The sequence below is a fragment of the Xaviernesmea rhizosphaerae genome, assembly GCF_001938945.1.
Lineage (GTDB): Bacteria > Pseudomonadota > Alphaproteobacteria > Rhizobiales > Rhizobiaceae > Xaviernesmea > Xaviernesmea rhizosphaerae.
This window is the reverse complement of the sequence record NZ_MKIO01000039.1, coordinates 25,071-38,013: the sequence shown is the minus strand read 5'-3', so window position 1 is coordinate 38,013 and position 12,943 is coordinate 25,071. Positions and strand designations below refer to the sequence as shown.

6 protein-coding genes and 1 pseudogene are annotated in these 12,943 nt (G+C 64.6%); 4 read left to right on the top strand and 3 right to left on the bottom strand.

Translation table 11 applies throughout. The features are described 5' to 3' along the window. Positions 1-373: 373 nt before the first annotated feature. Both BJF92_RS18290 and BJF92_RS18285 read right to left on the bottom strand, forming a co-directional pair. Positions 374-637 (bottom strand): hypothetical protein, encoded by a 264-nt coding sequence (locus BJF92_RS18290; RefSeq protein WP_075636195.1) that lies wholly within the window; start codon positions 635-637, stop codon positions 374-376. A 133-nt stretch (positions 638-770) separates the two neighbouring features. Continuing rightward, positions 771-2,558 (bottom strand): sensor domain-containing diguanylate cyclase, encoded by a 1,788-nt coding sequence (locus BJF92_RS18285; protein ID WP_158032248.1) that lies wholly within the window; start codon positions 2,556-2,558, stop codon positions 771-773. Between the two features lie 734 nt (positions 2,559-3,292). Here BJF92_RS18285 and ilvD point away from each other — a divergent pair. Continuing rightward, positions 3,293-5,134: a dihydroxy-acid dehydratase gene (gene ilvD, locus BJF92_RS18275; protein WP_075636395.1), complete on the top strand. Its 1,842-nt coding sequence runs from the start codon at positions 3,293-3,295 to the stop codon at positions 5,132-5,134. A gap of 54 nt (positions 5,135-5,188) precedes the next feature. Here ilvD and BJF92_RS18270 read toward each other — a convergent pair whose 3' ends face one another. Then, on the bottom strand, positions 5,189-5,629 hold the full coding sequence (locus tag BJF92_RS18270) for a MarR family winged helix-turn-helix transcriptional regulator (protein ID WP_075636192.1): 441 nt from the start codon (positions 5,627-5,629) through the stop codon (positions 5,189-5,191). Positions 5,630-5,736: 107 nt separating this feature from the next. Between BJF92_RS18270 and BJF92_RS18265 the strand changes: the two genes are divergently transcribed. The 3 genes and pseudogenes from BJF92_RS18265 to BJF92_RS18255 all read left to right on the top strand — a co-directional run. Further along, a complete protein-coding gene (locus BJF92_RS18265) occupies positions 5,737-6,498 on the top strand; it encodes a VOC family protein (RefSeq protein ID WP_075636394.1) in 762 nt (253 codons plus the stop codon). A gap of 266 nt (positions 6,499-6,764) precedes the next feature. Continuing rightward, on the top strand, positions 6,765-10,085 hold the full coding sequence (locus tag BJF92_RS18260) for a transglutaminase family protein (protein WP_075636191.1): 3,321 nt from the start codon (positions 6,765-6,767) through the stop codon (positions 10,083-10,085). A gap of 222 nt (positions 10,086-10,307) precedes the next feature. Beyond that, positions 10,308-12,653, top strand: a pseudogene (locus BJF92_RS18255) (circularly permuted type 2 ATP-grasp protein); the annotation flags it as partial. Between the last annotated feature and the right edge of the window lie 290 nt (positions 12,654-12,943).

Here is a 12,943-nt window from a genome sequence, read left to right as displayed (position 1 = left end):
GGACAGAAGCGCCTTGTGCTGGGTTCAGAGTCTGGGGTTGCGAGGATCAGGTGTGGATCTGGAACGCGCATTCGCGGAGGGAAGGGAACGGCGGAGAAGAAAGGATCTGTTTCAACGGAAGACATCCGCCACGCGGGCGGATGAAAAAATAAGGGTTTGGGGAAAGCAGCAGCTTGCCGGATCCTGACGGGCGCGCGCGCTCAGGCAGGGGATAGAAAACGGGACAATGTCCGATGTTCCCGTGTTTGTTTCTGCAACGGGTTTTCAGAAACCGGCTTCCGGATCTCTTCGATTGTGCGTTCGAGAAACCGCCGCCGCGTCTTCTTGACAGTGAACAGGTGGGAGCTTTTGGTCAGAGACAGGCACCTTGTGCTCAATGCCGGTCGATGAACTTGCAGAAGCGGCTGGTTTTTCCGTCGGCGGTCTCGTCCTGATAGACGAGGGCCAGGCCATTGCCGTCGAAGATCTCAAAGAATTCGTCCCAGGAAATCTGTTCCAGACTTTCCTCGGGCTCGCCGAAGTCGAAGCGCAGAATGCCGCCGTCTTTGGCGCCCTTCACTTTTGCGGGATGGCCATCGCGGCTTTCCGCCCAGTCGCGAATGGTCTGGTGGTCGGTTGTTGTCGACGACGTGGTCATGGCTGCCTCTCCGATGGTCGAAAACCGGCTTCAGCCCGCAAACCACGCGAGGGACAGGTTTGTTCCGCCGAAAGCACTCTCTCGCCCGAAGGGCCATCCCGGAAAAGAGGCGCCATGCACGGGCCCGAAACGCTCAGGCTGTCGGCGGCGGCAGCATGTTGGCATGGAAGGTAAAGGCGCAATCGCGGCCGGAGGCCTTCGCCCTGTAAAGGGCAAGGTCTGCGGCCGAAAGATAGCTGGCGGCATCGGACAGTCCCTGCATGGGGCCGCTGGCAAGGCCGATGCTGACGGTGACCACCTCGAAGACGCTGGCCTTGTGCGGAATGGCCAGATCGCGAATGCGCCGGCGCACCACATCGGCGATGGAGGCGGCCGCGACCCGGCGAATGCCTGGAAGCACCAGGGCGAACTCCTCCCCGCCATAACGCGCGGCGATCGCCAGGGGCAGCTCACCGGCAAGCCCGGTAAGACAGGCGCCGATCGCGGCCAGACAGGCATCCCCGGCGAGATGGCCGTAGGTGTCGTTATAGCACTTGAAGTGATCGACATCGATCAGCATCACCGTCAAAGCCGGCTCCGCCCCGTCCCTGTCGCCGAGAAGATGATCGAGATGCTGGTTCAGCATGCGCCGGTTGAACAGACCGGTGACCTCGTCGATGCGCGCCAGCTGCTCCAGCCGGTTGTTCAGCGACAGCATCGCCCGCTCCGCCGCCCGCGCTGCGCTGATATCGGAAAGGACCACCAGCCGATAGCCATTCGCCATCTGCCGCACGGTCATGGAGACATGAAAATCCGGCCCGAGCGTCAGGTCCGACCGTCCCTCCACCCGCATCATCGCCAGGACGCGGGCGGAGAAGGCCTGCGCATCCTCGCCAGCCGCATGGTAAAGCGGCGCGGCACGGCGCAGCACCGTCTCAATATGGCAACCAATGATCATCTCCGTCTGTGCGAACAAAGCGGAATATTGCTGGTTGATCAGAAGAATCCGGTTGTCTTCATCAAGAACCACCATGGCGTCGGCCATGCAGCCGATAGCCTCGCGCAGGATTGCCTCGGTCTGCACATGCTGCAGCTCGATCTCCTTGGCCTGGGTGATATCGCGATCGAGTGAGATGATCGCGACAAGGCGGCCATCATCGTCGAGAATCGGTGCCTTCATCGACGAAAGCCAGCCGGCCTGCCCCGTCTTCAGCACGAACGGATAATCGCGCAGTCTCGGCGCATGCTCGATGATCACCGCCTGCTGATGCGCGGTGATCGCGCGCAGGGTCTGCCCGTCAAAGAAGTCGGCGAGCTGCGCCTGCGCGAGACGGTCCTTCGCCGCGCGTCCGAGAAAGGTGGCGGCCGCCGGATTCGCGGTGATGAACCGTCCCGTTCGATCGCTCACCAGCAAATTGTCGGGCAGCGCATCGATGATGGTGCGCAGAAGCCGCGCTTCTCCGAGACGCCGGTTGCGCGTGATCTCTCGGCCCATTCCCGCCATTGACAGGAATGTGGTCAGGAACAGAAGCAAAGCGGGATCGAGAATCTCGGCCTGCCTGCGCTCGCCCGCATCGCCCTCCACCAGTCCGCAGAAGACCAGAGTGAGGGCGGCGAGACAGGAAAGGCCTGCCATCTCCAGCGCCGTCGGAGCAAGTCTGCGGCGAAGGCAATGGAAGATGATGCCGATGGCGCCGGACAGCAGCGCCTGCCCCATGGCTAATCCGGCCATCGTGCCAGCCTGCGCGCCGGCGACGCCTGCAACCACAATCAGTGCGGGTACAATCGCCGGAAGGCCACCGAAAAAGGCGGCAAGCACGATGAGGCCATTGGGCAGGTGGATGAGAAAGTCGATGCGATGCGGGAAGCCGACCAGCAGCAGGACCGCGACACTGAGCCCCATCGCCACACCGAAGACGGCCTTCTGGCAGGTCTCAGTCAAGGGAGCGAGAAAGGAGCAAAGGCTGATGCAAAACGGCACCGCGGAGGCCATAACGGCTAAATTTTCCAAGAGATTATGCGAGCCGATCAACATGGAAACATCGCGGATGAAACTTTCATCGAACCGGTGAATGCTGTGGCGTAGGACAGGATTGTCTTGAACAAGAGATTAAAAAAACACGCGCTTCTTTGAAAGCCGTGAATTGCACAGAGATGTTAAAAATACACCCGTTGCTGATAGCGACGAAAAGAAACAACCTGAGAGTGCGGCTCGTAGTGCCATCATCATCGTCCCGCAAGGCCACGGCGCGGCGCGAGTCATGGGGGAAACCTCCGCCAGGCGTCTCCATGCTGGCCGTTCCGGAAGAAAACGGAAGCTCCGGCAAAAGAAGGTGACGCGGGCATGCTTTTGCGCTAGGAACGCCGCCAAAACGCGCGCAGCCGGAAGGGTATGACGACCGAGGAGGCCGCCCTTTGCCTTGAAGACGCGCCGCCTGGATCATGACGATTGAAGACGGGTTCGGCCTTGAATCGCAGTCATGATCGAAATCGGAAAATCAGAGCAGGATTTCAAACGAGAGCCGTGCACGCTCTCCGACAGTTCGCTCTGGAACATGTCGCGCGGGAATGGTCAGCGGTTTTGCGATCACGACATGCGACAAAACAAGGACTTAAAGTGCGGGAAGCGAATTCGAGAGATCGCGACGCGCTTTAGCAGCGTCTAAGGACATGACCATGCCTGCTTACCGTTCGAGAACCACCACCCACGGCCGCAACATGGCCGGCGCCCGCGGCCTGTGGCGCGCCACCGGCATGAAGGACGGCGACTTCGGCAAGCCGATCATCGCCGTCGTCAATTCCTTCACCCAGTTCGTGCCCGGCCACGTGCACCTGAAGGATCTCGGCCAGCTGGTGGCCCGCGAAATCGAGAAGGCCGGCGGTGTTGCCAAGGAGTTCAACACGATCGCCGTCGATGACGGCATCGCCATGGGCCATGACGGCATGCTCTATTCGCTGCCGAGCCGCGAAATCATCGCCGACAGTGTCGAATACATGGTCAATGCCCATTGCGCCGACGCCATGGTCTGCATTTCCAATTGCGACAAGATCACCCCCGGCATGCTGAACGCCGCCATGCGGCTCAACATTCCCTCGGTCTTCGTCTCCGGCGGGCCTATGGAGGCCGGCAAGGTCGTTCTGCACGGCAAGACCCATGCGCTCGACCTGGTCGATGCCATGGTCGCCGCCGCCGACGACAAGGTCTCAGACGAGGACGTCAAGGTCATCGAGCGCTCGGCTTGCCCCACCTGCGGTTCCTGCTCGGGCATGTTCACGGCCAATTCGATGAACTGTCTGACGGAAGCGCTCGGCCTATCGCTGCCAGGCAACGGCTCGACGCTCGCAACGCATGCCGACCGCAAGCGCCTCTTCGTGGAAGCCGGCCACCTGATCGTCGACATCACGCGGCGCTGGTACGAGCAGGAGGACGCCAGCGTGCTGCCGCGCAACGTCGCCAACAAGCAGGCCTTTGAAAACGCCATGTCGCTCGACATCGCCATGGGCGGCTCGACCAATACGGTGCTGCACATCCTCGCCGCCGCTTATGAAGGCGGCATCGACTTCACCATGGAAGACATCGACCGCCTGTCGCGCCGCGTGCCCTGCCTGTCCAAGGTGGCGCCGGCCAAGCAGGACGTTCACATGGAAGACGTGCATCGCGCCGGCGGCATCATGCGCATCCTGGGCGAGCTCGAGCGCGGCGGCCTGATCAACCGCGACAGCCCGACCGTACATGCCGCATCGCTCGGCGACGCCATCGACCGCTGGGACATCACCCGCACCAATTCCGAGACCGTGCGCACCTTCTTCCGCGCGGCCCCGGGCGGCATCCCCACCCAGGTCGCCTTCAGCCAGGAAGCGCGCTGGGACGAACTCGACACCGATGGCGAAACGGGCGTGATCCGCTCGGTCGAACATCCCTTCTCCAAGGATGGCGGCCTGGCCGTGCTCAAGGGCAACATCGCGCTCGACGGCTGCATCGTGAAGACGGCGGGCGTGGACGAATCGATCCTGAAATTCTCCGGCCCTGCTGTCGTCTATGAAAGCCAGGATGCAGCCGTGAAGGGCATTCTGGGCAACGAGGTCAAGGCCGGCGACGTCGTCGTCATCCGCTATGAAGGCCCAAAGGGCGGTCCGGGCATGCAGGAAATGCTCTATCCCACGAGCTATCTGAAGTCGAAGGGCCTCGGCAAGGCCTGCGCGCTTATCACCGACGGCCGCTTCTCCGGCGGCACCTCGGGCCTGTCGATCGGCCATGCCTCGCCTGAGGCCGCCCAGGGCGGCGCCATCGGCCTGGTCAAGCCGGGCGACATCATCGAGATCGACATCCCGAACCGCACGATCAACATCGCCATCAGCGATGCCGAGCTTGCCGCCCGCCGCGCCGAGCAGGACAAGCTCGGCTGGAAGCCGGTTGCACCGCGCAAGCGCAACGTGACGACCGCGCTCAAGGCCTATGCCGCGTTTGCATCGAGCGCCGACAAGGGCGCCGTGCGGATTTTGCCCGGCGAGGAATGAGCAGCATCTGACGAGCCCGACCGGCGCGGCGGCAAGGCTGCGCTGGCACTCTGCTTAAGACACCGCCCTTAAATCCGCCCTCAGCCGCTCGATATCCGGCAGGCGTTCATCGAGCGTGGCATGGGTTTTGCGCCACGCCGGCAGGGCGGCGGCCAGAAGCGCTTCCCCCGCAGGAGTAAGGCGCAGCACCTTACGGCGCTTGTCCTTCTCGTCAGCAGCGACGAGCACCAGCCCCCGCCGCTCCAGGGGTTTCAGCGCCGCCGTCAGCGTCGTGCGGTCCATGGCGAGCAGGCTGGCCACATCGGCCATGCCGGCCGGAACGGGGCGGTTCAGCGACATCATCAGCGAGAACTGACCATTGGTCAGCCCATGCGGCTTCAACGCGTCATCGAAGAGGCGCGCCAGAGCACGTGCTGCGCGTTGCGCATGCAGGCAGAGACAGGTGTCCTTCACAAGGAGTGTCGTCTGAAAGGGAATCATCTGCTGCTTTGACATGGTCCATTTATGTTGATATCAACCTAATCGTCAAGCGGCGGCGGTCCGCGCGTCTTCCGGATCATCTGCCGAATGAGATCATCACAGGAGGAATGGGGATGAGCGAAATTCACGGACGGTTCGTCTGGCACGAGCTGATGACGAGCGATCCGGCGGCGGCCGCCGCCTTCTATGCCCAGGTGGTCGGCTGGACGGTCGAGGACAGCGGCATGCCGGGGCTTGACTATCGCATTGCCAGCGCCGGCAAGGATATGGTCGCCGGCATCATGGACATGCCCCCGCACCTGGCGGAAAGCGGCGCAAGGCCGCACTGGCTCGGCTATATCGGCGTGGACGATGTGGATGCGGCCGCGGCGCGCTTGACCGCCGAGGGCGGCGCCGTTCATCGCGCGCCTGAAGATATTCCCGGCGTCGGCCGCTTCGCTGTCGTGTCCGACCCGCAGGGCGCCGTCTACTGCCTTTTCCACGCCAGCACGCCCGGCGCGCCGACGCAGCCCATGGCGACAGGCCATGTCGGCTGGAACGAGCTGATGTGCGGGGATGTCGAGGAGGCGATGACCTTCTATCACCGGCTCTACGACTGGCAGAAGGACACGGCGATGGATATGGGCCCGCTCGGCACCTACCAGATCTTTGCCGTGGGCGGCGTCGGCCTTGGCGGCATGATGCGCAAGCCGCCGGAAATGCCGGGGCCACACCGCTGGCAATATTACTTCACCGTCGAAGGTCTCGATGGCGCCGGCGAGCGGGTCACGGCGGGTGGCGGTCAGTTGCTTGGCCAGCCGATGGAAGTGCCCGGCGGCGCCTGGATCATCCCCTGCCTCGATCCGCAAGGCGCCTCCTTCTCGCTGGTCTCCATGGCGCGCTGACCACAGTATAGGCCGAGGGAGGCCCGAAGAGGCTGCACAGCCGGAGCCTGTCGCGCAAAAAGGGGCACCGGTTTTGCAGTGAAAGGATGCGGCAAACCCGGCCCTAAAGCGCGATCAGCGGATCCGAAAGGTCGCCACGCGCTTTAGGGCCGGCGCGCGGCTTCTTCCACACCCTGCCTGATCCCGCTTGCTTTCTCCCTTCGCATTGCACAAAATCGCGGCGAGGACGGCTAAAGACCGTTGAAGAGGGGCGAGTACGAGGCAGCATGTCGATCAAAGCCAGCATCTATCACCTGACCCATTATCAATATGACCGGCCGATCCAGCTCGGCCCGCAGGTGATCCGGCTCAAGCCGGCCGCGCATTCGCGCACCAAGGTGCTCAGCCATTCGCTGAAAGTCTCGCCGTCGAACCATTTCGTCACGTTGCAGCAGGACCCCTACGGCAATTTCCTGGCGCGCTATGTCTTTCCCGAGCCGGTCACCGAGCTGAAGATCGAGGTCGATCTGATTGCCGACATGACCGTCTACAATCCTTTCGACTTTTTCGTCGAGGAAGAGGCGGAAGTCTGGCCCTTCGACTATGCCGAGGCGCTGGTCGATGACCTCTCGATCTACCGCAAGCCTGAGCCCGCGACGCCGGCGCTCCAGGCCTATCTCGACCGGATCGACCGCACGCCGCGCAACACGGTGAATTTCGTCGTCGATCTCAATGCCCAGCTGCAGCGCGACATCAACTATGTCATCCGAATGGAGCCGGGCGTGCAGACGCCGGAAGAGACGCTGACCCAGGCGCTCGGTTCCTGTCGCGACACCAGCTGGCTTCTGGTCGAGATCCTGCGCCATCTGGGTTTTGCCGCGCGCTTCGTCTCCGGCTATCTGATCCAGCTTACGCCGGACCTGAAGGCGTTGGACGGCCCCTCCGGCACCGAGGTGGACTTTACCGACCTGCATGCCTGGTGCGAGGTCTATCTACCGGGCGCCGGCTGGGTCGGCCTCGACCCGACCTCGGGCCTCCTGACCGGCGAGAGCCACATTCCGCTGGCCGCCACGCCGCATTACCGCAACGCCGCGCCGATTTCCGGCGGCTTCTTCGGCGAGGCGAAGACCGAATTCGCCTTCGACATGAAGGTCACGCGCGTGGCCGAACATCCGCGCATCACCAAGCCTTTTTCCGACGAGAGCTGGGACGCGCTGAACCGGCTGGGTCAGGATGTCGACGAGGTTCTGCGCGCAAGCGACGTGCGCCTCACCATGGGTGGCGAGCCGACATTCGTCTCCATCGACGATTTCCAGTCGGGCGAGTGGAACACCGACGCCGTGGGGCCGACCAAGCGGGCCAAGGCGGACGCGCTGATCCGCCGCCTGCGCACCCGCTTCGCCCCCGGCGGCTTCCTGCATTACGGCCAGGGCAAATGGTATCCGGGCGAGAGCCTGCCGCGCTGGACCTTCTCGCTCTATTGGCGCAAGGATGGCCTGCCGATCTGGCGCAATGGCGACCTGATCGCCCAGGAAGGCCGGGACTATGGCGTGACCGACGACGATGCCGGCCTGCTGCTGGCCACCATCGCCGAGGAGCTCGATGTGCCCTCGGAGAATGTGCTGCCGGCCTATGAGGACCCGGCGCAATGGGTGCTCAAGGAGGCGAATCTTCCCGAAAATCTCGATCCTTCCAACAACAAGCTGGAGGATGTCGAGCAGCGCGCCCGCATGGTCAAGGTGTTCGAGCGCGGCCTGACCAAGCCGTCGGGCTATGTTCTGCCGGTGCAGCCCTGGAACGCGCGCGCCGGCGGGCGGCGCTGGATCAGCGAGCGCTGGCGCACCCGGCGCGGGCGGATCTTCCTGGTGCCCGGCGACAGCCCGGTCGGCTATCGCCTGCCGCTGACCTCGCTCACCTGGATCTCCCCCTCGCAATATCCCTATATCAACCCGCTGGACCCCAGCATCCCGCGCGCCCCGCTGCCCGATTTCGCGCAGGAGGACGGGCGCACGCTCGGAACAGCGCATTTCCAGCCGTCCGCCGCCCAGCAGGTGCGGATGGAGCAGTCGGTTCTGGAAATCGACGGCTTCGTGCGCACCGCCATCAGCGTCGAGGCACGCGATGGCCGGCTCTGCGTCTTCATGCCGCCGACCGCGTCCGTCGAGGACTATCTCGATCTCATCGCCTCCACCGAGCGCGCCGCGGCCCGGATCGGCAAGCCGGTGCATATCGAGGGCTACGCTCCGCCGCATGACGAGCGCATCAACGTCATGCGCGTCGCGCCCGATCCGGGCGTGATCGAGGTCAACGTCCATCCGGCCGCCAGCTGGCAGGAGTGCGTGGCGATCACCAGCGCCGTCTATGAAGAAGCGCGCGAAAGCCGGCTCGGCACCGACAAGTTCATGATCGACGGGCGCCACACCGGCACCGGCGGCGGCAATCATGTGGTGGTCGGCGGCGTCAATCCGAACGACAGCCCCTTCCTGCGCCGGCCCGACCTCTTGAAGAGCCTGATCCTGCACTGGCAGCGCCATCCCTCGCTGTCCTACCTGTTCTCCGGCCTGTTCATCGGCCCGACAAGCCAGGCGCCGCGCATCGACGAGGCGCGCCATGACGCGTTGTACGAGCTGGAAATCGCCATGGCGCAGGTGCCCGCGCCCGGCCAGGGCCTGCCGCCCCTGCCCTGGCTGGTGGACCGGCTGTTCCGCAACCTTCTGACCGACGTGACCGGCAACACCCACCGCTCCGAGATCTGCATCGACAAGCTGTTTTCGCCGGATGGGCCGACGGGCCGGCTCGGCCTGGTCGAGTTCCGCGGCTTCGAAATGCCGCCAAATGCGCGCATGTCGCTGGCCCAGCAATTGCTGGTGCGCGCGCTGATCGCCCGCTTCTGGCAGAAGCCGGCCGAAGGCGGGCTGACGCGCTGGGGCACGACCCTGCACGACCGCTTCATGCTGCCGCATTATGTCTGGGCCGATTTCCTCGACGTGCTGAGCGACCTCAGGCAGAACGGCTTCGATTTCCGCTCCGAATGGTTCGAGGCTCAGCTCGAATTCCGCTTCCCCTTCTGCGGCGAGGTCGACTATGACGGCGCCCGGCTGGAGCTGCGCCAAGCGCTCGAACCCTGGCATGTGATGGGCGAGCAGGGCGCGATCGGCGGCACGGTTCGCTTCGTCGATAGCTCGGTCGAGCGGCTGCAGGTGACGCTGGAAACGATCAATCCCGAGCGCTACACCGTGGCCTGCAACGGCCGGCCGGTGCCGCTGAAGCCGACGGGCAGGAGCGGCGTGTCCGTCGCCGGCGTGAGGTTCAAGGCCTGGCATCCGGCTTCGGGCCTGCACCCGGTCCTGCCGGTCCATGCCCCGCTGACCTTCGACATCTTCGACCGCTGGTCGAACCGCGCGATCGGCGGCTGCACCTATCACGTCGCCCATCCCGGCGGCCGGAATTACGACACCTTCCCGGTCAACGGAAACGAAGCGGAAGCGCGCCGGCTTGCGCGTTTCGAACCTTGGGGCCATCGTGCGGGCCCGTATATTCTGATGCGCGAGCAGCCAGCGGCGGAATTTCCGCTGACGCTCGACATGCGCAGGCCGCCCGGATTGTAAGAGATGTCGGACCCGATGACGCCCAAGGCGTCCCCTCACGCAACGGATGCACCGCCACCGGCCGATTCCGCGCTGGCAGGCGGCAAGGCATCGGCAAAGGCGGCGCAGACCGCGTTTCCGGCAGCTGCCGCCGGGGCCGGAGCGGCGAAGCCTGGCCCTGCAGCCGCCGGCGGCAAGCCCGCGGAAAAGCCCGTCGCGGCAAAGCTCGATCCCGGCGCCGATTACAAGAGCCTGCCCGGCATTGCCGACGAAATGATGGATACGACAGGCGCGGTACGCCCGGTCTGGCGGCCGCTTCTGGCCGCGCTCGGCCGCATGGATGAGGCCGAGCTCGCCAACCGTTTCGCGCGCGCCGATCGCTATCTGCGCGATGCCGGCGTGTTCTACCGCGCCTATGGCAGCACCGAGAATTCCGAGCGCGCCTGGCCGCTCTCCTATATTCCCATCCTGATCGCTGACAATGAGTGGCAGGTGCTGTCGCGTGGCATCGTCCAGCGCGCCGAGCTCCTGGAGCGCATGGCCGCCGATCTCTACGGCGAGAACCGGCTGGTGGCAGAGGGCTTCCTGCCGCCGTCGCTGGTGGCGGGCAATCCGGAGTTTCTCCGGCCCATGGTGGGCATCCCGCCAGCCGACGGCCATTACCTCCATTTCTGCTCCTTCGAGATCGGCCGTGGGCCCGATGGCAACTGGTGGGTCCTGTCGGATCGCACCGAGGCGCCCTCCGGCGCCGGCTTCGCGCTGGAAAACCGGGTGGCGACCGCGCGCGCCTTCTCCGACATCTATGCAGAGACCCATGTCCACCGGCTGGCGAGCTTCTTCGGCTCCTTCCGCGAGACATTGCAGGCCGGCAAGCGCCATCCCGACGACCGCATCGCCGTTCTCACCCCCGGCGTGGCCAACGAGACCTATTTCGAGCACGCCTATATCGCCCGCTACCTCGGCTTCATGCTGCTGGAGGGCGAGGACCTGACCGTGGTCGAGGGCAAGGTGATGGTGCGCACCGTGGCCGGGCTGAAGCCCGTCGGCGTGCTCTGGCGCCGCCTCGATTCCGTCTTTGCCGATCCGCTGGAACTGAACCAGCGCTCGCATATCGGCACGCCGGGCATTCTCGAGGCGCTGCGCGACCAGACCGTGACCTTCGTCAACGCCCTGGGCACGGGCATTCTCGAAACCCGGGCGCTGCTCGCCTTCATGCCGCGTATCTGTCGGCATCTGCTCGGCGAGGAGCTGCTCCTGCCCAGCATCGCCACCTGGTGGTGCGGCCAGCAGCCCGAGCGCCAGCATGTGGCCGCCGAGCTCGAGAAGATGGTGATCGGCCCGGCCTATTCCACCCGCCCCTTCTTCGACGACAACGGCCAGTCCGTGCTCGGCGCCTCGCTGCGCGACACCGCAAAGGCCTCGATCGCCGAATGGCTGGCAAGCGACGGCGTCAAGCTGGTCGGCCAGGAAGTGGTGAAGCTGTCCACCACGCCGGCCTGGGTCAATGGCAAGCTGATCCCGCGGCCGATGAGCCTCCGCGTCTATGCCGCGCGCACGCGCGACGGCTGGCAGGTGATGCCGGGCGGTTTCGGCCGCATCTCGTCTGGCGAGGATGCGGCGGCGATCACCATGCAGGCGGGCGGCAGCGCCGCCGATGTCTGGATTGTCAGCGACAAGCCGGTCGAGCGCATCTCGCTCCTGCCGCCGGAAGAAAGCTTCATCCGCACCATGCCCGGCAGCCTGCCGAGCCGGGCGGCCGACAATCTCTTCTGGCTCGGCCGCTATATCGAGCGGGCGGAGGGGGCGCTGCGTATCCTGCGCGCCTGGCACGGGCGCTATGCCGAATCGGCCGACAGCTCCATGCCGCTTCTGAAGATGTTCACCGACTATCTGGCCGCCGTGGACATCGACACGCGCCAGCCCGTGCCCGACAGCCTGATGGCCAATATCGACAGCGCGCTGTTTTCGGCCAGCAACATCCGCGACCGCTTCTCCGCCGATGGCTGGCTGGCGCTCAACGACCTGTCGAAGACCGTGCGCATGTTCCAGGCGCATGTCCAGGCAGGAGACGACGCCACCCACGCCATGACCGTGCTTCTGCGCAAGCTCGCGGGCTTTGCCGGTCTCGTGCATGAAAACATGTACCGTTTCACCGGCTGGCGCTTCCTGTCAATCGGCCGCTATCTGGAGCGCGGCATGCACATGACGCGGCTGCTCGGCCATATGTCCGAACCGGATGTCCCCGACGGCACGCTGGACATGCTCCTCGAGATCGGCGACAGCGTCATGACCCATCGCCGCCGCTACAATGTCAACACGGTGCAGCTGACGGTGACGGACCTTCTGGCGCTCGATCCCCTGAACCCGCGCTCGATCCTCTATCAGCTGAACGAGATCCGCGCCCAGGTCGAGGAACTGCCCGAGGCCTATACCAAGGGCCATATGTCGCCGGTCTATCGCGAGGCGATGCGGCTGCATTCGGGTCTGGCAGTGACGACGACGGAGGCGGTGGACCGGGCGCTGTATACGCGGCTGGAAAACGATCTGGAGCGCTTTTCCGGAATTCTCGCCCAGACCTATCTCAATTGAACGAGCGGCCTGCCGGATCTGGCGTCCAAAATCGATCGACACCGTCCGGACGCGGCCAGCGCCCGCCCGCAGACGGAGAGAACAAAGGGCGCTGAAGCAACGGGAGCCTCTGCCGGGTCGGATCGCCCGCCGGAGGAGATCGACCAGGACGGAAAGCCCGGCGCGATCTTTGTTTGCGACCGTGAAAGAGATTTTAGGGTCGTCCGGCTAGAGTGATCCGCAGAGCTTTCGCGTGAGAGGGCACATCGTCGGCGACCAGGAGAGAGGCTATGGATGCCAAGGGCATCGAT

What these genes read in the sequence shown, in the direction of transcription:
- BJF92_RS18260 (WP_075636191.1), top strand. Translation starts at nt 6,765, where the DNA reads ATGTCGATCAAAGCCAGCATCTATCACCTGACCCATTATCAATATGAC.
- BJF92_RS18270 (WP_075636192.1), bottom strand. Translation starts at nt 5,629, where the DNA reads ATGTCAAAGCAGCAGATGATTCCCTTTCAGACGACACTCCTTGTGAAG.
- BJF92_RS18290 (WP_075636195.1), bottom strand. Translation starts at nt 637, where the DNA reads ATGACCACGTCGTCGACAACAACCGACCACCAGACCATTCGCGACTGG.
- ilvD (WP_075636395.1), top strand. Translation starts at nt 3,293, where the DNA reads ATGCCTGCTTACCGTTCGAGAACCACCACCCACGGCCGCAACATGGCC.